At 67.9% G+C, this 22031-nt stretch carries 26 protein-coding genes; 13 read left to right on the top strand and 13 right to left on the bottom strand.

Annotated features, from left to right (window positions below):
• Positions 1–70 precede the first annotated feature (70 nt).
• The 5 genes from ACS5RC_RS22525 to ACS5RC_RS22545 all read left to right on the top strand — a co-directional run bounded on the left by ACS5RC_RS22525 (position 71) and on the right by ACS5RC_RS22545 (position 5936).
• Positions 71–583, top strand: coding sequence for an Lrp/AsnC family transcriptional regulator (locus tag ACS5RC_RS22525; protein ID WP_478346158.1), 513 nt, complete (start codon positions 71–73; stop codon positions 581–583).
• Positions 584–693: 110 nt separating this feature from the next.
• Positions 694–2460, top strand: a complete 1767-nt coding sequence (locus ACS5RC_RS22530; RefSeq protein ID WP_478346159.1) for a diflavin oxidoreductase — start codon at positions 694–696, stop codon at positions 2458–2460.
• Positions 2461–2641: 181 nt separating this feature from the next.
• Positions 2642–4468 carry an NADPH-dependent assimilatory sulfite reductase hemoprotein subunit gene (locus ACS5RC_RS22535; protein WP_478346160.1) on the top strand — a complete coding sequence of 609 codons (1827 nt, stop codon included), beginning with the start codon at positions 2642–2644 and terminating at the stop codon, positions 4466–4468.
• Between the two features lie 59 nt (positions 4469–4527).
• A complete protein-coding gene (locus ACS5RC_RS22540) occupies positions 4528–5637 on the top strand; it encodes a Gfo/Idh/MocA family protein (RefSeq protein ID WP_478346161.1) in 1110 nt (369 codons plus the stop codon).
• A 101-nt stretch (positions 5638–5738) separates the two neighbouring features.
• Positions 5739–5936 carry a hypothetical protein gene (locus ACS5RC_RS22545; RefSeq protein ID WP_007563351.1) on the top strand — a complete coding sequence of 66 codons (198 nt, stop codon included), beginning with the start codon at positions 5739–5741 and terminating at the stop codon, positions 5934–5936.
• 149 nt (positions 5937–6085) lie between these two features.
• On the opposite strand, the gene ACS5RC_RS22550 is transcribed toward ACS5RC_RS22545, so the two are convergent.
• Complete coding sequence (locus ACS5RC_RS22550; RefSeq protein ID WP_478346162.1) at positions 6086–6856, bottom strand: SDR family NAD(P)-dependent oxidoreductase; 771 nt, start codon at positions 6854–6856, stop codon at positions 6086–6088.
• A 326-nt stretch (positions 6857–7182) separates the two neighbouring features.
• Between ACS5RC_RS22550 and ACS5RC_RS22555 the strand changes: the two genes are divergently transcribed.
• Complete coding sequence (locus tag ACS5RC_RS22555; protein ID WP_478346163.1) at positions 7183–7830, top strand: TetR/AcrR family transcriptional regulator; 648 nt, start codon at positions 7183–7185, stop codon at positions 7828–7830.
• Between the two features lie 83 nt (positions 7831–7913).
• Here ACS5RC_RS22555 and ACS5RC_RS22560 read toward each other — a convergent pair whose 3' ends face one another.
• From ACS5RC_RS22560 to ACS5RC_RS22575, 4 genes are all read right to left on the bottom strand, one after another.
• On the bottom strand, positions 7914–9602 hold the full coding sequence (locus ACS5RC_RS22560) for a methyl-accepting chemotaxis protein (RefSeq protein ID WP_478346164.1): 1689 nt from the start codon (positions 9600–9602) through the stop codon (positions 7914–7916).
• A 212-nt stretch (positions 9603–9814) separates the two neighbouring features.
• Positions 9815–9982, bottom strand: a complete 168-nt coding sequence (locus ACS5RC_RS22565; protein WP_478346165.1) for a hypothetical protein — start codon at positions 9980–9982, stop codon at positions 9815–9817.
• Positions 9983–10116: 134 nt separating this feature from the next.
• Positions 10117–10284, bottom strand: coding sequence for a hypothetical protein (locus tag ACS5RC_RS22570; RefSeq protein ID WP_478346166.1), 168 nt, complete (start codon positions 10282–10284; stop codon positions 10117–10119).
• Between the two features lie 97 nt (positions 10285–10381).
• Complete coding sequence (locus ACS5RC_RS22575; protein ID WP_478346167.1) at positions 10382–10519, bottom strand: hypothetical protein; 138 nt, start codon at positions 10517–10519, stop codon at positions 10382–10384.
• Positions 10520–10732: 213 nt separating this feature from the next.
• Here ACS5RC_RS22575 and ACS5RC_RS22580 point away from each other — a divergent pair, with 213 nt between their 5' ends.
• The gene (locus ACS5RC_RS22580) at positions 10733–10924 is read left to right on the top strand and encodes a hypothetical protein (RefSeq protein ID WP_478346168.1); all 192 of its coding nucleotides are present in this window, start codon (positions 10733–10735) and stop codon (positions 10922–10924) included.
• Positions 10925–11058: 134 nt separating this feature from the next.
• On the opposite strand, the gene ACS5RC_RS22585 is transcribed toward ACS5RC_RS22580, so the two are convergent.
• Positions 11059–11388 (bottom strand): cupin domain-containing protein, encoded by a 330-nt coding sequence (locus ACS5RC_RS22585; RefSeq protein WP_478346169.1) that lies wholly within the window; start codon positions 11386–11388, stop codon positions 11059–11061.
• Between the two features lie 405 nt (positions 11389–11793).
• On the opposite strand from ACS5RC_RS22585, the gene ACS5RC_RS22590 reads away from it, so the two are divergent.
• Positions 11794–12804: a hypothetical protein gene (locus ACS5RC_RS22590; protein ID WP_478346170.1), complete on the top strand. Its 1011-nt coding sequence runs from the start codon at positions 11794–11796 to the stop codon at positions 12802–12804.
• A 138-nt stretch (positions 12805–12942) separates the two neighbouring features.
• Here ACS5RC_RS22590 and ACS5RC_RS22595 read toward each other — a convergent pair whose 3' ends face one another.
• Both ACS5RC_RS22595 and ACS5RC_RS22600 read right to left on the bottom strand, forming a co-directional pair.
• Positions 12943–13920, bottom strand: coding sequence for a peptidoglycan-binding domain-containing protein (locus ACS5RC_RS22595; protein ID WP_478346171.1), 978 nt, complete (start codon positions 13918–13920; stop codon positions 12943–12945).
• Between the two features lie 197 nt (positions 13921–14117).
• On the bottom strand, positions 14118–14618 hold the full coding sequence (locus ACS5RC_RS22600) for a hypothetical protein (RefSeq protein WP_478346172.1): 501 nt from the start codon (positions 14616–14618) through the stop codon (positions 14118–14120).
• A gap of 14 nt (positions 14619–14632) precedes the next feature.
• Between ACS5RC_RS22600 and ACS5RC_RS22605 the strand changes: the two genes are divergently transcribed.
• Positions 14633–14776 (top strand): hypothetical protein, encoded by a 144-nt coding sequence (locus ACS5RC_RS22605; RefSeq protein WP_478346173.1) that lies wholly within the window; start codon positions 14633–14635, stop codon positions 14774–14776.
• 124 nt (positions 14777–14900) lie between these two features.
• Here the strand turns inward: ACS5RC_RS22605 and ACS5RC_RS22610 are convergent, their stop codons facing one another.
• Together ACS5RC_RS22610 and ACS5RC_RS22615 are read right to left on the bottom strand one after the other, a co-directional pair.
• Complete coding sequence (locus ACS5RC_RS22610; RefSeq protein WP_478346174.1) at positions 14901–15092, bottom strand: hypothetical protein; 192 nt, start codon at positions 15090–15092, stop codon at positions 14901–14903.
• Positions 15093–15183: 91 nt separating this feature from the next.
• Complete coding sequence (locus ACS5RC_RS22615) at positions 15184–15615, bottom strand: ATPase inhibitor subunit zeta (RefSeq protein ID WP_478346175.1); 432 nt, start codon at positions 15613–15615, stop codon at positions 15184–15186.
• Between the two features lie 1248 nt (positions 15616–16863).
• Here ACS5RC_RS22615 and ACS5RC_RS22620 point away from each other — a divergent pair.
• Complete coding sequence (locus ACS5RC_RS22620; RefSeq protein ID WP_478346176.1) at positions 16864–17106, top strand: DUF6522 family protein; 243 nt, start codon at positions 16864–16866, stop codon at positions 17104–17106.
• 225 nt (positions 17107–17331) lie between these two features.
• Here the strand turns inward: ACS5RC_RS22620 and ACS5RC_RS22625 are convergent, their stop codons facing one another.
• The 3 genes from ACS5RC_RS22625 to ACS5RC_RS22635 form a co-directional block, all read right to left on the bottom strand.
• Positions 17332–17853 carry a hypothetical protein gene (locus ACS5RC_RS22625; protein ID WP_478346177.1) on the bottom strand — a complete coding sequence of 174 codons (522 nt, stop codon included), beginning with the start codon at positions 17851–17853 and terminating at the stop codon, positions 17332–17334.
• Positions 17854–18242: 389 nt separating this feature from the next.
• Entirely contained in the window at positions 18243–18488 is a 246-nt protein-coding gene (locus ACS5RC_RS22630) for a hypothetical protein (RefSeq protein ID WP_478346178.1), read from the bottom strand.
• A 96-nt stretch (positions 18489–18584) separates the two neighbouring features.
• Positions 18585–18893 carry a hypothetical protein gene (locus ACS5RC_RS22635; protein WP_478346179.1) on the bottom strand — a complete coding sequence of 103 codons (309 nt, stop codon included), beginning with the start codon at positions 18891–18893 and terminating at the stop codon, positions 18585–18587.
• A 442-nt stretch (positions 18894–19335) separates the two neighbouring features.
• Here ACS5RC_RS22635 and ACS5RC_RS22640 point away from each other — a divergent pair, with 442 nt between their 5' ends.
• The 3 genes from ACS5RC_RS22640 to ACS5RC_RS22650 all read left to right on the top strand — a co-directional run bounded on the left by ACS5RC_RS22640 (position 19336) and on the right by ACS5RC_RS22650 (position 21544).
• The gene (locus tag ACS5RC_RS22640; protein WP_478346180.1) at positions 19336–19584 is read left to right on the top strand and encodes a hypothetical protein; all 249 of its coding nucleotides are present in this window, start codon (positions 19336–19338) and stop codon (positions 19582–19584) included.
• Positions 19585–19602: 18 nt separating this feature from the next.
• Complete coding sequence (locus ACS5RC_RS22645) at positions 19603–19839, top strand: hypothetical protein (protein WP_478346181.1); 237 nt, start codon at positions 19603–19605, stop codon at positions 19837–19839.
• A 583-nt stretch (positions 19840–20422) separates the two neighbouring features.
• Positions 20423–21544 (top strand): Hint domain-containing protein, encoded by a 1122-nt coding sequence (locus ACS5RC_RS22650; RefSeq protein WP_478346338.1) that lies wholly within the window; start codon positions 20423–20425, stop codon positions 21542–21544.
• Positions 21545–22031 lie beyond the last annotated feature (487 nt).

Below are 22031 nucleotides of genomic sequence, written 5' to 3' on the forward strand. Positions count from 1 at the left end.
CCTTTCTCTCGGGACGCCCGCCCAGGATCGTGCGACACTGATGAGCCGGCGCGGGATCCCCGGAGGTCCCATGGATTCGATCGACCTGAAGATTCTGGCCCTGCTCCAGACCGACGCCACGCTCTCCATCGCGGCGATCGGCGAGCGCGTGGGACTGTCGCAGACGCCGTGCTGGAAGCGGATCCAGCGGCTCGAGGCCGACGGGGTGATCGATCGGCGCGTCGCCGTGCTCGACCCGGTCAAGCTCGGCCTCGGCCTCACCGTCTTCGTCTCGATCGAGACGGCGGATCACTCCAAGGAGTGGCTGGAGCGCTTCGCCGGCACGGTCTCGGACATGCCCGAGGTGCTGGAATTCTACCGCATGGCGGGCGACGTCGATTACATGCTGCGCGTGGTTGTGGCGGACATGCAGGCCTACGACGCCTTCTACAAGCGCCTGATCGCCACCCTCCCGCTCAAGAACGTCACCTCCCGCTTCGCCATGGAGAAGGTGAAATCCACCACCGCCCTGCCGCTCCCCGCCCCGCCGACGCAGGGGCGCCATCTCCCGGCAATTCCCACGCTCTCCGTCGTCGGGGAATAATCGTCTCTTTCGCACCGCAACAACGACGGGCTTCTTCTCCGGGGGACGGGTTCTATAAAAAGAACGTTCCCCGTTGACAGAAGCCTCTTCGACGACGACATGGTCCGATTATGTCACGCCAAGCCCTCCTCCCCCGCACAGCCCCGTTCGGCGATACCGAGCGCGCCAGTCTCGACGCCGTCCTGGGGACGGCGACGCCGGTCCAGCGCGCCTGGCTCGCGGGCTTCCTGGCGGGCCTCGACGCCGCGGGCGGCCAGCCCGCCGCGGTCCCGGCCGCGCCGCCGAAGGCCGCCGAGCCGCTCACCATCCTGTTCGCCAGCGAGTCGGGGAACTCGGAGGCGCTCGCCGGCAGCATGGCCAAGCTCGCGCGCAAGCAGGGCTTCAAGCCGAAGATCGTCGATTTCGCCGATCTCGACCTCGCGACCCTGCCGAAGGCCGGCAAGCTCGTCGCCATCGCGGCGACCTGGGGCGAGGGCGAGCCGCCGGCCCGCGCCGTGCGGGCCTACGGCGAGCTGATGGGCGACGGCGCCCCCCGGCTCGACGGCGTCCAGTTCGCGGTCTTGGCGCTCGGCGACACCAGCTACGCGGAGTTCTGCGCCATCGGCAAGGCGCTCGATGCCCGCTTCGAGGCGCTGGGGGCGACCCGGGCCGCCGAGCGGGCCGACCTCGACCTCGATTTCGAGACGCCCGCCGCCGAGTGGATCAAGGGCACCCTGAAGGCGCTGGCGCCGGCCCCCGCCGACAACGTCGTGGCGGTGGACTTCGCCCGCGCAGCGAGCGCCGAGGACGAGGATGCGGAGCCCAGCCGCGAGCCCGTGGTCGCCGAGGTGGTCGAGCACGTGAACCTGAACTCCTCGCGCTCGGACAAGGAAACCATCCATCTCGCCCTCGCCTTCGAGGACGGCGCGCCGGCCTACGAGCCGGGGGATTCGCTGGAGCTCTATCCCGAGAACGACCCGCAGCTCGTGGACGAGATCCTGCGGGCGGCGGGTCTCGCGGACGACGAGGCCCTGCGCAAGGCCCTGCTCGCCGAGCGGGACGTCACCACCCTGTCGGCGGCGACCGTCGAGCGCTTCGTCAAGGCGACCGGCCACGCCGAGGCGCGCACGCTCGTCGAGAGCGGCGAGGTCCGCGCCTGGATCGAGGGCCGCCACCTCATTGACCTGCTCGAGAGCTTCCCAGCGACGCTCACCGCCGAGCATCTCGGCAGCATCACCCGGCCCCTGCCCCCGCGGGCCTACTCGATCGCCTCCTCGCGCAAGGAAGTCGGCGACGAGGTCCATCTCGCCATCGCGGCGGTGCGCTACGAGACGCATGGCCGGGCGCGCTCGGGCGTCGCCTCGGTCCACGTGGCGGACCGGATCCGCGACGGCGCCAAGCTCCGGGTGCGGCTGAAGCCGAACCGGCATTTCCGCCTGCCGGCGGATCCCGCCACCGACATCATCATGGTCGGTCCCGGCACCGGCGTCGCGCCGTTCCGGGGGTTCGTGCAGGAGCGGCGGGCCGTGGAGGCCCCCGGGCGCTCGTGGCTGTTCTTCGGCGACAGGCACTTCACCCACGACTTTCTGTACCAACTCGAATGGCAGGACGCGCTGGAGGATGGCTCGCTCACGAAGATCGACGTGGCTTTCTCGCGCGACCAGCCCGAGAAGATCTACGTGCAGGACCGCATCGACCAGCATGCGGGCGAGCTGGTGGACTGGCTCGAGGGCGGCGCCCATCTCTACGTCTGCGGCGACGCCAAGAACATGGCCAAGGACGTGCGGGCGGCCGTGGTCCGCGCCTACGAGCGCGCCCGGAGCCTGAGCCCGGCCGAGGCCGAGGCGCAGGTCGCGGCGCTGGAGCGCAGCCACCGCTACCAGCAGGACGTGTACTGAGATCGGGCAACCCGCCCCTCTGCGCGAACCAGGCGGTTGAGAGGGGGGAGCGCCCTCCGCGATAGCGGCGCTCCCCTCGCCCGACCCGCGGCGCGGGCCACCCTTTCCCGCAGGGGCTCGCTCTCCCGCAGGGAGACGAGGGATCGGCGCCGAAGTCGAGACTTTGAATCGGATTCTTCCCATGGACGAGCACAAGCCCCGCGACGCCGCCGAGACCGAGACCCCGGCCGCGCGCGTCTACGAGACCCCGCCCGGCGACCGGCCGATCACCGAGGCCGAGGCCGCCCGCGCCGCGGGGCTGGCCGCCAACGAGCACATCAAGATCGCCAGCGGCTACCTGCGCGGCACCCTGGCCGACGGCCTGCTCAAGCACGCCACCGGCGCGATCTCCGAGGATGACGGTCAGCTCGTGAAGTTCCACGGGATGTACCTGCAGGACGACCGCGACATCCGCGCCGAGCGCACCAAGAAGAAGCTCGAGAAGGCCTACAGCTTCATGATCCGCCTGCGCATCGCGGGCGGCGTGGTGAGCCCGAAGCAATGGCTCGTCCTCGACGACATCGCTCGCACCTATGCGGGCAACGCGCTGCGGGCGACGACGCGCCAGACCTTCCAGTACCACGGCGTGATCAAGTCGAACCTCAAGCGCACCATGGCGGCGATCGACTCGGCGCTGCTCGACACCATCGCGGCCTGCGGCGACGTCAACCGCAACGTGATGGCGGCGACGAACCCGGCTCAGGTCGGCGCCCACAAGGCGGCCTACCAGCTCGGCAAGGACATCTCCGACTCGCTCCTGCCCAAGACGAGCGCGTGGCGCGAGATCTGGCTCGACGGCGAGCGCGTGGTCGGCAGCGAGGAGGCGGCCGAGGTCGAGCCGGTCTACGGCCGCACCTACCTGCCGCGGAAGTTCAAGATCGTGGTCGCGGTGCCACCCTCGAACGAGGTCGACGTGTTCGCCCACGACCTCGGCTTCATCGCGATCCTCGACGCGGCGAACACGGTCACGGGCTGGAACGTCACCGTCGGCGGCGGCATGGGCATGACCCACGGCGAGCCCGACACCTTCCCGCGCACCGCTGACGTGATGTGCTTCTGCGCACCCGAGGACGCCGTGAAGGTGGCCGAGGCGGTGATGACCGTCCAGCGCGACTGGGGCAACCGCAAGAACCGCAAGAACGCCCGGCTCAAGTACACGATCGAGCGCTACGGCCTCGCCGCCTTCCGGGCCGAGGTCGAGAAGCGGGTCGGCAAGGCCCTGCCCGACGCCAAGCCCTTCACCTTCACCGACAACGGCGACCGCTACGGCTGGGTCGAGGGCGACGACGGGCGCCACCACCTCACGCTCTACGTGCCCTCGGGCCGGATCAAGGACATCCCGGACGGCGCGCAGTTCCTCAGCGGTCTGCGCCGCATCGCCGAGGTGCACCAGGGCGATTTCCGCCTCACCGGCAACCAGAACGTGATCATCGCCAACGTGCCGGCGGAGAAGCGCGCCGAGATCGAGGCGCTCGTCGACGAATACGCCCTGACCAAGGGCGCGGGGGCGCTGCGGCGCAATTCCATCGCCTGCGTCGCGCTGCCGACCTGCGGCCTCGCGCTGGCCGAGAGCGAGCGCTACCTGCCCGACCTGATGACGGAACTCGAGGAGAGCCTCGCCCGCCACGGGCTGCAGGACGAGCCGATCACCATCCGCTCGACCGGCTGCCCGAACGGCTGCGCCCGGCCCTTCATCGCCGAGATCGGCCTCGTCGGCCGCGGCCCCGAGCGCTACCACCTCTATCTCGGCGCGGCCCATGACGGCTCGCGCCTGAGCAAGCTCTACCGCGAGGACGTCGCGGCGTCCGAGATCCGCGACACCCTCGATCCGCTCTTCGCCGATTATGCCAAGGGCCGCGAGCCGGGCGAGCATTTCGGCGACTACCTGATCCGCGCGGGCCACGTGGCGCGCACGGTCAACGGGCCGGACTTCCACGAGCGGACCGGGGCGCTGAAGCCCGCGGCCTGAGCGGCACACCGGAAACATCGCCGCCCCCTCGCGTTCCCCAGACCTCACGGAGGTTCTGGATGAACGCGAGACGGGCGACGGGCGGCAAGGTGCGCTACGCGGTGGTGGGCGGGGGCTGGATCTCCCAGGCCGCCTTCATGCCGGCGGTGGCGCAGACGGGCAATTCCGAGATCTCGGCCCTCGTCACGGGCGATCCCGAGAAGGGCCGCGCCCTCGCGGAGCGCTACGGCCTGACGGCCTTCCCCGACGCGGAATTTCGCGCGGCGCTCGACACGAACCTGTTCGAGGCCGTCTATCTCGCCCTGCCGAACGGGATGCACCGGGACTTCGCGGTGCCCGCCCTCGAGGCCGGTTGCCACCTGCTCCTCGAGAAGCCGATGGCGACGAGCGTGGCCGACTGCGAGGCCATCATCGCGGCGGCGCGGGGCAGCGGCGCCAAGCTGATGATCGCCTACCGGCTGCATTTCGAGCCCGGGACGCTCGACGCCATCGCGCGGGTGCGCCGGGGCGAGATCGGCGAGCCCCTGATGTTCACCGCGAGCTTCGGCCAGCCCGTCGCGCCGGAGAACCATCGGGCCCGGCAAGGCTACTGGGCCGGCCCCGTGCCCGATATGGGCACCTACCCGATCAACGCCGCGCGCAACCTGTTCGGCGGCGAGCCGGTGGAGGTGATGGCCCACGGCGCCCGCCGGGCCGGCGGCCCGTTCGATTTCGACGCCACGGTCGCCGTCACCCTGCGCTTCCCCGGCGACCGGCTGGCGCAGTTCACGGTGTCCTACGAGACCGCCTCGGTCGGGGCCTACCGGATCGTCGGCACCGAGGGCGACATCCTGATGGCACCGGGCTTCACCTTCGGCGCGGCGCTGGCGGGCCGCATCACCCGCGACGGCGAGACCCGGGACCTGACGTTTCCGAGCGTCGACCAGTTCGGCGCCGAGACGCGCGCCTTCTCCGCCTGCATCCTGGAGGACCGGCTGCCGGAGCCCGACGGCGAGGAGGGGCTTGCCGACGTCCGCGTCCTCGCCGCCATCGAGCGGGCGCTGGAGACGGGACAGGTCCAGCGCCTGGCCCCGATGGAGCGGCGCACCCGGCCGGATCCCGCCCAGGCGATGAGCCTGCCGGAGATCACGCCGCCCGATCTCGTGAACGCCGCGCCGCCCGGCGGTTGAACGCCAAAGCTTGACCGTATGCTGCGCCGCAGCGGTCGAATTCAGTTGAACCAAGGAACGCCGAAGCCGTTACCGCTTCAGATTCGGATCCGGTGACCATCATGGCCAAGCACGAAATCCTCGGTTACTTCGAGCATCGCAGGGACGGCGCCTGGGTCTGCGTGCGCCCGTTCACGCTCACCACCCGCGACGCCAGCGTCGATATCCGCCAGGGCATGCGCTTCGATTACGGCAAGCGCGTGGGCGGCCTCGACCTCGCCGAATATCTGGAGCAGCTCGGCTCGCAATTCGGCTCCTGACGAGCGGACGCTCCGTTCAAACCCCGAGGCGCCCGGCGCATCGGGGTTTTTCGTGCGGGGCGTGGACCTCTGCCGAGCGTCACTCGCGTCGTCGTCGCGTCGGAGAGGCCGGCGCCCCAGGGGCGCCGGCCTCTTCCGTGTCGGGCCCCTCAGGCGCCGCCCCATTGCATGGTCAGGCCGCCATCCACCACCAGCGTGTGGCCGGTGACGTAATCCGCCTCGTCGGAGGCGAGGTAGAGGATCGCGCCCGCGATGTCCTCGGGCTGACCGGCGCGGTGCCACGGGATCCGCTCCAGGGATGCCTCGAGCTTCTTCGGGTCCTCGAACCGGTCCGCCGTCATCGGCGTCTCGATCAGGCCGGGGGCGACGTTGTTGACGTTGATCCGGTCCTCCGCAAGCTCCCGCGAGAGGCTGCGGCAGAGGGAGCCGAGGCCGGCCTTCGACATGCCGTAGGGCGCGCTCTCGGGGGTGGGCAGGTGCTGGGCCACCGAGGAGACGAACACGATCTTGCCCCGCCCGCCCACGTCGCGGCGCAGGTGGATGAAGGGCCGGGCGGTGAAGAGCGGGCCCATCAGGTTCACGCGCAGGATCTGCTCCAGCCGCGCATCCTCCATGTCGGCCACCGGCATGCCGCTCATCGCCTGACCGGCATTGGCGATCAGGATGTCGAGGGTGCCGAGCCCGCGCGCCACGGTGTCGTAGGCCGCGCGCACGGAGGCCGGGTCGCCGACATCGACCTGGACGACCAGGGCCTTGCGTCCCGCGGCCTCGACCCGGCGCGCCGTCTCGGCGATGCCCTCCGCATCGGTGTGATAGGTGATCGCCACGTCGGCCCCCTCGCGGGCGAAGCGCTCGGCGGTGGCGCGGCCGATCCCCGAATCCGCCCCCGTGATCAGGGCGCGCTTGTTCTGCAGCTTCATGGCCAGTCTCGTCTCGCTCGATCGTGGTTTGGGCACGGCCCGGGCCCCGGCCATCGGCACGCGGGCGCTCGGATCGGCACGTCAGCGGGCCAATCGGGTGTGGTGGGCGGAGTTCCGGGGGGCGGCGCGATGCCTCGGCTCGGGGCGACCGCACGCGCGCGGGACGCCGACCGGAGGCGGGCGCATCGCGTCGACGGGCGGGACTGACTTTGACGGCCCGGCCCCGGCTGCCTAAGCAGAACCGAGGTCCTCGGCCCGTCCGCCGGGCATCCCGCGTCCCGGACGAGAGCCGCGACGCGCCTCGAGACGATGAAGCGTACCCCCGAATGACCGCCCCGGCCCATCCGGCACCCGCGCAAGACCCGGCCGCGCACGAGGATTCCTCGGAGGAGAGCGCCCCGACCACGCGCTGCCGCATCATCGCGGTGGCCGAGCGCTCGTTCCGCGAGATCGGCTACCAGAAGACCACGGTCGCCGACATCGCCAAGTCGCTGAAGATGAGCCCGGCCAACGTCTACCGCTTCTTCGACTCGAAGAAGGCGATCAACGAGGCCGTGGTCGAGCGGGTGACGGGGGAGATCGAGGCGCTGATCGCGGCGATCGTCGATCGGCCCGGCCTCAGCGCCGAGGCGCGCCTCGTCGCGGCCATCGTCGCGCTGCATCGCGACACCACGGAGCGCTGGACCGGCTACCCGCGCATCCACGAGATGATCCAGGCGGCCATGAGCGAGAGCTGGGAGGTCTGCCGCCACCATGTCGACCGGATCGGCGCCGTGTTCGAGCGCCTGGTGGTCGCCGGGCTGCGGAGCGGCGAGTTCGAGGCGACCGACCCGGCCGTCTCGGCCCGCTGCATCCAGATGGCGATCCTGCGCTACACCCACCCCCTGCTGGTGAGCCAGCTCCCGCAGGTGATCGAGCCGACCCTCGACGACATGATCGGCTTCGTGCTGCGCAGCCTGCGCCCGGCGCGCTGAGCGCCCCGCGCCGGGGCTTGGCGCGCTGAGGCCGCGCTCGGACTCGGTGCGCTGAGGGCGCGCCCAGACTTGGCGCGCCCGCCTCAGGCGGCTCGGACCGAGGCCAGGAAGCGGCGCACCTCGCTGTTGAGGGTGTCGGATTGGCCGGCGAGCTTCACCGCCGCGCCGAGCACCTGGGAGGCTGCAGCCCCCGTCTCCTCGGCGGCGCCGGCGACGCCCGCGATGTTGCTGGTCACCTCGGTGGTGCCGGTCGAGGCCTGGGCCACGTTGCGCACGATCTCCTGGGTCGCCGCGCCCTGCTCCTCCACCGCCGCCGCGATCGCGGTCGCAACCGCGTCGATCTCGCGGATGCGGGCGCCGATCGAGCCGATCGCCTGCACGGCCTGGCCGGTCGCACCCTGGATCTGCCCGATCTGGGCCGAGATCTCCTCGGTCGCCCGCGCGGTCTGAGTGGCGAGTTCCTTGACCTCGGAGGCCACCACCGCGAAGCCGCGACCGGCCTCTCCGGCGCGCGCCGCCTCGATGGTGGCGTTGAGCGCCAGCAGGTTGGTCTGGCCGGCGATGGAGGAGATCAGGCTCACCACGTCGCCGATCTTGGCGACCGCGCCGCTGAGCTGCTGCACCAGCTCCGCGGTCCGGCCGGACTCGCCGACGGCGGCTTGCGCGAGGCCGGCCGAATTCGAGACCTGACGGCCGATCTCGGAGACCGAGGATCCGAGCTGCTCGGCCGCCGCCGCCACGGTATTGACGTTGACGGCGGCTTCCTCGGCCGCCGCGGCGACGGTGATCGACTGGCTCGCGGTCTCGCTGGCGGTCGCGGTCATCGCCCGGGCGGTCGCCTGCAACTCGGCGGCGGAGGCGGTGACGAGGGCGAGGACGCCGCCCACCGCCTGCTCGAAGCCGTCGGCGAGCCCCGTCATCGCCGCCTGTCGCTGGGCCGCCATGCCGGCCCGGGCAAGCGCGGCCTCCTCCTCCAGGGACCGCATCCGCACCAGACCGGTCTTGAACACCTGAACCGCGTCCGCGATCGTGCCGATCTCGGTGCGCGCGCCCTGCTGCGGGATGGTCGCGGTGAGGTCGCCGGCGGCCAGCGCCTGCATCGGCCCCACCACCGACTCGATGCCGCGGGTGATGCCCCGGATGATCAGGACGGCGGAGGCCGCCGAGAGCACGAGCCCGAGCACGATGGCCACGATGCCGAGCGTGCGCGTGGTCTCGAACACGCTGCGGCTGCGGCTCTCGGCCTGGACCGCGCCCTCGTTGTTGAAGGCGATGAGCTTCTCCAGGGCCTGCGACATGACCCGGCGCGGGCCGATCGCGTTGGTCTCGTAATAGCTGAAGGCCTCGGCCTTCCGGCCCTCGCGCGACAGGCTCAGGACCTTCTGGCGCGGCACCTCGAAGTCCTGGGCGGCGCGCAGGTACGCGTCGTAGAGGGCGCGCTCCTCGGGCGAGCCGATCAGGGTCTCATAGCGGGTCTTGGCCTCGTTGACCCATTGCTCGAAGCGCACGAGATCCTTCTCGATGCCGGCCAGCATCTGCGGATCCGTCGCCTGCGTCTGGCGGAGCAGCACGCCGTTCAGGCGCGCGCTGCGGGTATCGATCTCGCCGAGCGCGCGGACACTGGGCAGCCAGTTCGTCTCGATCTCGAGCGCCTGATCGCGCATGCGCTGCGTTCCCATCAGGCCGAGCAGGCCGACGCCCACGATGACGAAGGTGAGGGCCGAGAAGGCGATGATCAGCTTGAGGCGGATCGAGACAGGGTGCAGCGACACGAGGCGCCTCGGGAGTGGATAGCAGCGGACGGAACGTCGAGGTTCCAGCCGCCGAGTCTCGCGGCTTAACGTTAAGAATCCGCTGCAACTTCCACGCGTAGACGCCCGCCCTCTGCCGATGCGGGTCCGATCGTTCGGACGGCCGACCTGCTTGCTGCTGCACGGGATGCCGCCTCGGCGCAGGACCGGCGACCCGGTCGTCGGACCGGGCTCTAGCGCGCCGGCTTCTTGGCCTTGCCCGGATCCGGGTTGTGCTCGGGCTTCGTCGTGGCGCCCGGGCTTCCCTTGCCGGGATGGCCCCGCTCGGCGTCGATATCGCCGAGCGCTCCCCCCTCGCGGGATTTGCTGGCGGCGGATCCGGGCTTCTCTGGCTTGCGCACGACGACCTCCCTCGGCGAATGAAGGTACTATAGTGCATCGCTCTGACGCTTCGAGCACGGGGCGGCCAAAAACGCGCAGTATCGTTCCGAACTTTCTCTGCCTCCGGAAATCGGACGGCGGCCTCTGCCCGGCGCTAACGGTCGGAAGCCGGAGCGCGAGACACCGAGAGCCCGAAGCTCGGATCCCGGTGGTGCGGGCCGGGCATCATGGCTTCGAGCTCGTGCGCGGTGGCGCCCAGTGCGAGGCGGAGGACCCGGGCGGCGGCCCAGCTGGTCACGGCGTTCAGGACGGTTCGGGTCATGGCAGGTCTCCGGTGCGGTCGACCTGGATTTCGGCCGCAATCGGGCGCCGTTACCCGGTGCCGGCCGCGCGCGTGCCATCGCGCACGGCGCGCCGCCTCACATGTAGTGCCGGAACACGACCTCGGCCGGGGCCTCCGGCTTGGCGCCGTCGACGGGCGTCCTGGCCACGACGGCGGCCGGCATGATCACGGCGAGGAGGGACAGGAACCAGCGGAACGGACGGGCAGCGATCATGCGGGCCTCCTGAGCGCGGTCTACGGTGCACGGACCCTGCCGATAGCGGGTCGACATTGCCAAGCTCTTGCCTCGCCCGTCGGCGGATCCGGCGCGGTGCTCCAGCGCACATGCGCCGAACGCGACGATCGGGCCGCCACGGCACCGGGATGCATTCTCCCCCGGAAAACCGACCCCATATCCCGGTGCGGTGGCGGGATCGGAGATGTCGGGATGTTCAGGGTGACAGGGGTCGATCCGTCCGGGCGCGTCATGGTCTTCGCGTGCGGCACCGACGAGCAGGCGATGGAGAAGACCTGGGAGCTGCAGCGGCGCGGCTTCCGCGACGTCGTGGTCATCGATCCGAAAGGTCAGGAGAAGCCCGCCGCTGTGTTCGAGCGCTCGCTCGGCATCGACTGGGAGTGATCCCTGCGCGACCCGCGGGCGGGTGCCGCTCCGCGCGCGTCGGCCGCCCGATCAGGCCGGCCGGATGAGCCCGCCGGTCGGGGCGCCGCCGGTCGGCGCCGGCCGCGGCGGTTTCGCGTCGCGCCGTTGGGCGATCACGGAGCCGGTTCTTGCAGCGGCTTGCCCTTGTCGATCACGTAGACCGACAGGATCTTGATCGTCCTGTCTCCGACCACCGTGTAGCCCGCATGCGGAACGCCGCGTCGGTTGATGCCCTGCTCGCCGGCCAAGCGCTCCCGCGGCTCCTTCCCGGGCGTCTGCACAAGGCCGCCTTCGAGGACGTAGAAGCTCTCCTCGCCGTTGTGGAAGTGCCGGGGCGAGGTTGCGCCGGGCGGAAACTCAACGAGCTGCATGATGATCTCGCGGGCGTCGTCGCCCGAGACCGGTGAGCGGCTGAGTTCCGTCCGCCGGATCTCCTGAGCCATGGTTCTGGTCCCGATCAGAGCCGCACAAGCTAGGAAGAGCCCAAGCGTCACGAGCCGTCGCATCATTGCACCCGTCCTCCCGGTCGCCCGAGGATGGCATGGTTGGGACCGCGCCGGAAACAGCCCATTCCGACATCCCCTCCCCCGTCGGAGGTTCGAGTCGCGGACGAGGCGAGCCATCGCGCCCCTGCGCGTGGCCGGGCGCTCGTGCCGATCCGGACGCGTGGCGGAGCGACGCCCGGATCCGCTTGATGTCGGTTGCGAACTCAATGACTATGCCTCAGTGGCGTCGCATATCGGGAGCGGACATTCTCTTCGCGCGGCCCCGAGGCCGCGGATCTTATCGAAGCCAACCCGGGAACGCGGAACGACCTTGTCGAGATCGTGATGTGGGCAGGGCGCACGATGGACGATGCAAAGTATTACTCTATCCTCAGACAGATCGCGGAGCATGGAGCCGCGGGCTATCGCCGCTCGGTCGCCGCGATGGGCTACGATCCAACCCGGCTGTCGGATCACGACATCGCCCGGATCTTGAGCCAGGATAGCGCGACCCAATACGTGGAAGCACGCGACGATCTCAGCCCATTCGTGGTCGAGCAGTTCGCGCGCCTGACCGGCAATACGGTCGCCGGTGCGGAGAACATGATCCGGACCGACAAGACGTTTCGCACGCATACCTTCGTCAGAGCCAAGGCCTTCTTCGGCCCCCTGCCGGACGAGGCGCCCGGAGCCGTGATCCAGCGCGCCCGCAACGCCGGGCATACGCCCAAGCCGAAATGGGCGGCCTCGATCAAATCGGATCCCGCCACCGGATTGCTGCGCGTGCGATCGCAATTGACGGCGGCGACGGATATCGAGATCCTGTCGCGGATCGAGGCCGGCAAATGCGCGATCCAGGACGATCTCCTCATCGATCTGGAGGAGTTTCACAGTCCGGGGCGAAAGAATCCGGGCTTCGGCAAGGCCTTCGTCTCCGACGTGGATCTGTGCGCCGTCATCGACGCGAAGACGAATTACCTCGTCAACGAGACCGTGCTCGAAACGATCGTCAAGGCGAATGCCTGGGACCGCGATCCGCAATTCTCGGTCATGCACGGGGCGATCGAGCACTGGAAACCCATCACGGCGCAGGAGATGGACTTGCGCGATCGGACCCGCGCCAAGCACTTCGCGGATGCGACCCTGTTCGAGGCCGGCGGGACGACACCCCGCCTCGGCGACATCATCTGGACGAATTCTCTCCTGCGCGACAAACTGCGCCGCCTGAAGGCGTTCAAGTTCGACCCTTCGGAACTGACGTTCAAGGCCGTCGAGGCGGATCCCGTGATCGCCGTCGTCGATGGCAAGATCTGTCGGACGTACCTCGACTTTCTGCAGGTCGATGTCCTGAAGGCCAAGAACATCCTCCAATAGCGCCGCGACACCTGCCGGATCGGCATCCGCTTCGCCAGCCCGTGCGCTGTTCCCTCGCAGGCGACCCGGATCGGCGGTGGGCAGTCTCACCACGAGGGTCGAGCGCCGGGCCCTGGCGCGAAGCGATCGGGGACGCCTCTAGAAGAACGTCAGCGTCGCACCCACCATGGCCTGCCCGCTGAATTGCGGCGATTCGATATGGCCCCGGTTCAAGTCCATGTTCATCACCGCCTGACCGTTGAAGAAGAGGCTCAGCGTGTCCTGATCGTCCGTCGAGCCGTTCAGCTTCCTCTGGATGAGCTTGTAGGAGATCTGATTGCCGGCAGCGGCGCCGGCCTGGGTGCCGAGATTGCTGCCCAGATTCGCGCTGAGATTGGTCGAGATCATCGCCTGGATGAACGGGTTGAGCAGATCGAGATCGTGGCCCAGCACCTTCGGCGCGACGTTGAGGCCGAGCCCGAGCTGCAGGAAGCCTTGCCCGGACCAGCGCGTGAGCGACGGGTTCCGGTCGTCGTTGAGCGCGACCTGCACGCCGCCGGTGACCAGCACGTCCGGGAGGCCCGCGTTCTTGGCCAGGAGGACCCCCTGCAGCGTCAGGGAGAACGGCGAGAACGACCAGGGTGCCACGCTGACCGCCGTTCCGGTCTGAACCTGGACCAGACCGAAATTGCGCTGCGAGGCTCCCGGTTTGGGCGATGGCTGCGGATCGGCCTGGGGATCGGGCGGGTCTCCGACGCGCTGGCCGGGGCCGATCCCGAATCTGCGCGCGGACGCCGCGTTGGGGCCGATGGCCGGCGCAGCCTCCGGGGTGAAGGACGACGGATCGCCGGTCTGGAAGGACCGGAAATCGAGCAACACGTGCAGGGTGTGCTGGCCGACGATTCCGTCGTCGGCCAGCGGCTTCCTGAACTCGGCCGGGTAGTCGGCCGGATACGGCAGCTTGGTCGGAAGCGTCCGGTTCAGGCGCTGGAATTCCAGTACCCGGGCGAGCGTCATGCTGCCGAAGAAGCCCGTCGGCGGTATCGGGGTGCGCGGCAAGCCGAGGTGATAATTCAGGAGCCGCTGCAGGGCCACGACGTCTTGGCCCTGCATTCCCATTCTGAGAATCCGGCTCATGGCGCGCGCTGCCGAATCTGATGATCAGGACAACCGTGTTAATCGAACTCTGTTCTCGAATCCATCTGTCGACGCGCGTCTCGCGGCGACGGCGCGCGTCCGCTCAAGCCTCGCGGGCCGGAGAGCGGCGGCTCACCCGCCCTCTGGATCCGCCCGCGCCCAAGCGGGCCGGTCTCGTCCACGGCGCCGGGCTCGGCTTATTCGGCTTCCCCCGCCGCCTCGTCGGCGTCCGCGTCCTCGTTCGCGGGCGCGGTATCGGCCGCGCCGGGTGCGGCCGTGTAGAAATCGCCCTGGCGCTCCGCCTCTCCGCTCGACACCAGCAGGCTGAGATAGGAGTTGAGCGTGCCGGCCGCGACGTCGGGCAGGCGGCGGGAGATCTCTGCCTGCGACAGGCCCTTCGGCCCCGTCTCGCGCAGGAGGGCCTTCAGGCGCCCCTTGGCCGAGTTCGCGCGCGGACCGCGCGGACCGCGGCTGCCCGCCCGCTGAGCCGGCCTCGTGCCGTCACCGCTCCCGACGAGATCGGAGCCCGACGTCAAGGCGCTGGCATCGAGCGAGGCACCCTCGACGATCGCCGCGAGGGAGGCCTCGGCGAGGCGCAGCTTGCCCAATTCGGCTGAGATGCGGTCGAAGTCCGCCTGAAGATCAGCGCGCCGCTGGCGAACATCGGCCAACGCCTTCGAGAGGGTATCACTGTCCATAGATCTGAATCCGCATGCTGCGCGCCACCCCGGCGTTCAGTCACAGCCGCTCGGACACGTCAATTGCCATCCTGACGATCCTTACCGCGGCCCGCGGCGAAATGGGCAAGCGGATGGCGCCGCGGCAGCGTCGATCCCGGCTCGGGACCCACGCATGAGGCGACGGAGCCTGGGATCACGCCGGACGCGCCGAGGCCGGGCGGACGGAGACCCCAGGCGGGCGTGACTTCGAGACCGGCAGCAGGAGATGCCCGGGCAGACGCGGCGGGCGCGAGCCTCGCCTCAGAAGCCCGGCTTCTGGTCTCGCTCGACGGCTTTCTGAGCGTTGGCGAACGCTTCCGCTTCGGTCCTGAAGGCCCGGTCGGATCGCTCGACCAGCTTGCCGGACTTGCGGAGCGCCCAGCCGAATTGGCCCTCAGGCTTCTTCAGCGGCTCGACCGTGATGGAGTAGGGATGCGGCACGTCGGTGGTCATGTGCGCCATATGCCATGCCGACCCCCCTGTCGCCAATGCCGCTCAAGCTTTCCGGACAACCTGTCGCCGATCCTCACGGCTGCCGCTTGTCTCAGAGCGGCTGCGCCACCGCATTGCGTCGCTCGGGCGGGACGTTCGGAACCCGCGGGCCTTTCGGCTGTGCGGCCTGCCCGCGGAGCATGACACTCCGCAGTTCCTCATGGCTGAACTCGGCCACGTTGGCCGAGAGGTCGGCTCGGACGCGTTCGATCAGGGTATCGTCGTCGGCGCCGCCGATCATGGCTTCGATCAGGACATCCGCGTAGGCATCGCCAGACTGACCGTCGAAGCCGATCTTGCGCACGGCGAAATCCGCCAATGCGCGGAGGCCATCGCGTCGGGCGAGGAAGCGGCGCTCCTCGGACAACGCGAAGAACAGCTCCTCGGCACGCACCCGTTCCTCGAAAGACCTCAGCATCTGGTGCTCCTCCTCGGGCTGGAGAATGCCGGCGCTCAGGATGCTGGGGCCGGTCGCGAACCGCACCGCGACGGGGAGTGGCTCCAGACCCTCGGCGTGACGGACCGTCCCTGATTGAACCGTTCTGCACGGCGGCCGACTTTAACACAGGCTTGGTCGAACAGGACAAAAATCGAAAGCTTCACCGCACGGAGAACCGTTATTCGACACGTTCCGTCACTCTCCGTTGGCGTGATCGGCTGAGCTTCGGCCGGGCCGAAGCTTTGCCCAACGCCGTCCTTCGGCGCCGAAGCGGCCTTTTTATTGTCAAGCCGCTCGGATCGCGTCGGCGCAATGCTCGTCTCGATCGTGCCGGGCCGATCGGGCAGTCGCCCCGGCGCGGCGTGGCGGGCTCCGGCGGTCCGTACAGCCCCGGCGACCTCGACCCGTCGGCCCGAGCCCTCAGGCCGCCGGTTCCGCCGCGACAGCCGGCAGCGGGCGGTCGGGGATCCGGGTCCGGTCGTGCCCGCGTCCTGCCCGCAATAGCGGCCGTGACGCGATCTTGTGGCTCTTCAGTCACGGCCGAGTCTGAACCGCCCTACTCTTACCTAAATCAGTTTTCTTTTCGTTGTCGCCGAGTAAACAGGACTCGGTCTTCGAAGGGCCGAGACTGACTTTGGTGCGCCGTTCCGCCCGGTCCGGCGCACCGCCTTGCTCCCTGCCCGACGCGGGATCGACCTTGCCGCTGCTTCTGAGCCTCGCAACGGGATTGCTGACGACGATCACCGCGGTCGGTTGGGCCTCCTGGGTCGCCGGAAGCGTCGAACGGCAACCCGACAGGGGCACCATCCAAGGCCACGACGATATCCGGACTTGGTGAACTCGGTTCCGCCGGATCGGTCCCGGCCGAAGCGCTCCAATCCCGTCGCCTGCCGCGTCGTAGGTGACGACGCTTCCGGCGAATCCTACGCCGTCGGCGCACATCCTCGACGGACATAATCCACGACGCAGCGGACCGAGGCGTCCTTGCTCCTCCTCGGGCCCTCGCCCCGAAGGGGCGGCGGGACGACCGCGCCGCGCTGCCCTGGACCGTGATCACGGGGCAGGCTCGCGTCGATGGCCCCGGTTCGCCCGCAGAGCGGTTTGGGCAGCGCTCCCGCGCGACAGGTCCCGGACGCGCAGTGTCCCGAGAGGGGGCCATCACAGTCGAGGAACCGGGACCTCCCTCGCCCCGCTCCGTCGAGAGTGGCGACCCAGCCTTCTGATCTGCTCGCGTCCTGTGCTAGTGTCGGTCTCGGCCCCGCGAATATTGCCGCGCTGATGGAGGAGGACTCCATGCGACTGACCCTCGGGCATCTGGGCGATTGGATCGTCGATCCGCACGAATTGGCTGATCGGCTCGGCGTCAGCGCGGCCTACCTCAAGCGGGTCGAGCGACTGGGCCAGGTCGACGCCCGGATCAAAGACGCCGACGATGAGAATACGGGTCAGACACGAGTGACGGTCCGCCTGCAGGACCGGGGATGGCGGGGCCTGTTCAACCGGGATGGCGACCTCATCAGCGAGGAGGCGTGGTGACGTCGTCGCCCTGTCCCCAGGCTCGGTCGGTGACGAATCCCTTCCCCCGGTGAGATCCGCCCCGTTCTCGGGGCCGAGCACGCGTGGCCCGCCTCGCAGCCGGCCCATCCTCCGGTCTCGGCCGGTCGCGCCCGGGCTCACGGCCACGGATGCCGCACCCGACGAGGGCGCCCTTTACGGAGCTCCGCCCGCGCGGCCCAGACCGCTCGTCGATCACGCTGCCCATCAAGCCGGGGCATGCTGCCCGAACCAGTTTCCGGTCCGCGACTGATCTTGCAGAACGTTCGATCCCGCATTGATGGCGCAATACCACCAGCGAGGAGCCCAGTAGACCGCCGGCCAAGGCAAGATCTTGTCGTCTCCGTTTGCATAGGCCTTGATGACGTTGAACACGGCATCGGCGCAATTGTTGCCATGCAGACCGTAGCCGTTCTGGCGAATGCTGGCGACGCGATCGAGCGCTTTCTTGAGATTGACCTGATTGACCGTGATCATCTTGTACTCATGATAAGGATACCCGCCGCCGCTACAGCCCGGCCGGTTGGTGCCTTTCATGTTCTTGATCATCTCGTCGAAGGTGCCGAGACAGTTGTTGGTGTTGTTCGGCCTGCCTTTGCCGATGATGATACCTGCCGTTTCCAGGCCGCCATAGTACCAGAGATCGCGACTGTGCTTGAACCCCCAGCCAACATGACCCATGCCGACCGGTATCATCCAATTGATGAAGATCGCGGCATTCTCGTTCATAGGTCAGGCTCCGATTCGGTCGGCGATCCTAGCGCGTATTCTGAATACGTGTCGAAGAAAAAATCTACGCAGGAGGCGAAAATTGATAGTTTAAGATCGTCCGATCCATGAAGGCAAAACATCAAGCATTCAATTTTTAAGATCGGTCGATCTAACCGTAATTATTCTCAAGCCCGACGCCTGAGACAGCTCATCGGTTTAAAGCTTGGCTTTTCCGCGGCCGCGCAGGCACGTGTGGAGAAGCTTGTCGCGACGCTCGACGATGGGAGCTCCGCTCTCGTCTCCAAGCTGCTCGGCGACTGCGACACGTGGTGGCCGCGGGAAGCGCTCGGCAGCCCTGACGCGCGTCTGCTGCCGAGCGTCAGATCTGAAACCCGGTCGGGATCAGGTTACAGCGCCGGATCATCGACCACGGCGACGGTAAAGAACGTGAACGGATTCTCGACCGGCCCGCTCTGCTCGTCCATGGCGTCCGCGCAGTGCTGGCTCTCCACCGGTGTCGACACCCGATGCGTGAAGGTCGCCCCCGGCTCCTGCGCCCTGGCCGCCGCGATCCGGTTCTCGACTTCGCCCGCGTGGGTGGAGTGGCAGAGCATCCAAGGCTCGCCGTTCTTCTCGATCGTCACGTAGGCCATGGGCATCTCCTCGTCGCTGCTCGAGACAACGCGGCAGAGCCCGCATCGGCTATCATAGCGGCGGGCATTTGAGAGCGTCCCAGCCCAGAGACCCTCTCAGAATGCCACTGAAGCGGCCTTTGCTTCTCTCGCTCGGCCGGTTTTGGGCGCAAAGGCATCCTGCTTCCAGCGCTTCTCTTTCACAAGTACGCCGTCCGAACCAAAGATGGCCTCCCAATATATCTGACCCGCAATAATGACCACACGCGAGCGGCCTTGCTCTCTGCCGTAGCCTTTATGCAACTCAGCCGAAAGAAGCCCTCGCTTACCCAGCATACATAATTCAGCCGCGCTGATTTTGAGGTGGGATGCAAGTTCCGTCGCCGTCACAAGCCAGCTCCCATCATCGTCCAGCTCTAGATGCACGCGTCCTCCGGACATATCCAAATCGATTGCCTATGATTAACTGCAGAAAGGGGCAGAAGTTTCAGGTGGCGCGCTCAGCCCGAACCCAGATGCCCGACGGCAGCGGGGAACTCATGCGGGTGGGCTCGGACGGCGAGAGGACGTAACGGACGGTTAACCATAGCCCCATAGCTCGAGCCCACAGGCTGCCGGTTCCGTCTCAACACCGGGGCAGCGTGCACTTGGCGATCCGAGCCTTCTCGCTCGGGTCGCCTTTCTTGTTTCAGGCCTCGAAATGGTCACGACAGGACAAATCAACCTCTTCATGACAAAACATATCACCCTCAAATCAGCCACGTCTGTATAGACCGGAAAACATTCCGAACCGTGCCGTTTCTCCCGATAGGGCTTTCATTTCGCCGTCGGCACGCCACCTGGGTGCGCACTAAGCAGGGCCGAGCGCATGCTCGAGATATTTGGCGTCGAGGACTTGATCGTCGACTCGCAGCAGCCGGGCTCGGACAGCCTGTTCGGCCATAAGCGATCGAAGATCCAGGCCATGTACGGAGTGTCGGCCGGCCTCCCGAGCGTTCGGCACGCGATGCGGGCGGAGATAGCGCGGGACCGGAAGGGCGCAGCGTTCCGCACCGACAGGGAGGCGCAGGCGATCGACTCGGTCCTGCTACGGGTCGCATGGACCTACAAGGGCTGACGCAAGCCGGACGGCAGGGTGAAGGAGTTGACGGACCGGATGACGGTGACGTCGCCGGCCGGGCTCCCGACCAAGGGCGGCGAGATGCGGCTCTGGCTCCAGGGCTACACCGACAGTCAGAGCGAGATCGGCGCAGTGACGGCGATCGACATCGTCAAGAAAGCCGCGTTCGAGATCGCGTTCTCGAATGCCACAGCAAACAACGGCTGCTTCAGCGGTAGGGCAACACCAGCAAAGCCAGTGGCGAGGAGGTGAAGCGCCGACTATGCCTCAGGTGGCAGCAGCCATGTCTCGTGCTCCGCAGATCCCGCGAGACCGAATCTCTACCTCGATACGCCCGGCTCGGCCGCGGTGGGCTCCTTTTCTATTCTGAAGGCCGGCCGGCGCCGATCCAACTTCAGCTCTGGAACACCCAACAACGTATAACTGCAGGTTGTGACATAAGCGCTACAGACATCGCGGGACGGAAAAAACATTGTGTTACAAGCGCTGCTCATGACCTTAGATCATGCGGTGACCGCGCACTTAAATATTGTGCTCGTTTAATTCGGGAGAAAACTTGATGTCGTCCGGTCCGTCCTTATCTACATCAAGATTTTACGTCGTCCAACAAACGCCGGGGACGCCGAATTACACTGTCGTTGATGGATTTAGTTTCGCATATAACATAACAGATATTTCCGATGGGCCGACTGATAATACTTCAATTCTCACCGCGAGCGGCAGAGACACGATACAGCTGACCGGCCCAACCCCAGCAAGCAGTGGCCAAGCCACCTATCTGGGTCGGACGGCGTCCGAAGGTGACATATTCACTTTTTCAGGCGGCCAGATCTCACTGTTATCGAATAACACTTACGCTAACGGCACGCAGCTCACCCTGCTCACGGGCGACACAGTCCTCTGCTTTTGTGCCGGTACGATGATCCGCACGACCCGAGGCGAGGTCCGCGTAGAAGATCTGGAACTCAGTGACCTCGCAGTGACGGCCGCCGGCGAGCTCCGTCCGATCCGCTGGATTGGTCATCGCACCATTGATTGCCGCCGCCACCTCGACCCGGCCGCCGTCCTGCCCGTGCGCATCCGCGCCCACGCCCTCGGCGAAAACAGGCCTGTCCGCGACCTGATGGTCTCGCCCGGCCACGCCATCGCCCTCGACGTGGTGGGCGAGGTGCTGATCCCGGCCATCGCGCTCGTGAACGGGGCCACCATCGTGCAGGAGGACGTGGACAGCGTCACCTACTGGCACGTCGAACTCGACGGCCACGACATCCTCCTCGCCGAGGGCCAGCCCGCCGAGAGCTACCTCGACATGGGCCACCGCGACTTCTTCGCGGAGGGCGCGGTGGTCGATCTTGCTGCCACGCCCGATGCCGATGCGAGCCTGCGCACGCATGCCGATTTCTGCCGCCCGTACCATGCGGACGGGGTTGTGGTGGAGGCCGTGCGCGCCCAGCTGCGCCGCCGCGCCGAGACGCTGGGCTGGCGGATCGTCACGCCCGAGACCTGGGCCGCGGTGCACCTGGAGGTCGACGGGCAGATCGTGCGGCCCAAGGCGCGGGGCCTCTCCGCCTGCTTCCTGCTGCCGGCCGAGGCGCAGGACATCCATCTGGTGTCGCCGGCCAGCGTGCCGTGGGAGGTCGGGGAGAGCGCGGATCGGCGCGCGCTCGGCCTCTGCGTATCACGACTGACGCTCAACGACGGTCTCGGCGAAGAGAAGGTCGTGGCGATGGACGATCCGATGTTCGGCTCCGACTTCCACAGCCTCTCGGGAGGCAACCGTTGGACAGCTGCGCGAACCCGTCTGCCGGTCGAGTTGCTGACAGGGCTGGAGGGCACCGTGTTCCTGCGGCTCGATCTTGCGTGCCCGGCTCTGCCACGCTGGGTCGAGCCGGAAACCGCTACCGCGGACGGTGAGACCGAGACCGGCCCCCACCTGCGATTGGTTGATGCCGCCTGACCTCTCGGACCTTCGCAGATCCAGATGATCGGAAGCCCGCCCGGCAGCCGCCGCGGCGGGCGTTTTATCGCCCCGCACCATCACCATCGAGGCGGTCAAGGAGCTTGCCTTCGGCGACCGGGCCGAGAATGCCAAGACCGATGTCGGGTTCTAGAATCCAGGCTTCTGACCGGCTCAGCCGGCGCCGGCGACTTGAGCGATACGCGATAGGATCCCTCGGCAAGTCGCCGAGGAGGCCAGCCGAGCGATCGATCAGGCCAACGCCATGGACCTGAGGAACGAGCAGACCGCGATCCAGCAAGCGGCAGGCAATCGACGGTTCCGCCTCCTCAGCCAGATTTGAAAAGATCTCAAGCAACTTAGGGTAATTACCAGCTACAGACGGGCGGGAGCTTCGTAAGGAACTCGACAGTTGCAGAATTGTCACATTATACTCAATATTGTTGCCTCGTCGCTTATCTGGTATAGCCTTACTCTAGTTTTTAGG

The organism is Methylobacterium sp. HJ2, from assembly GCF_056431005.1.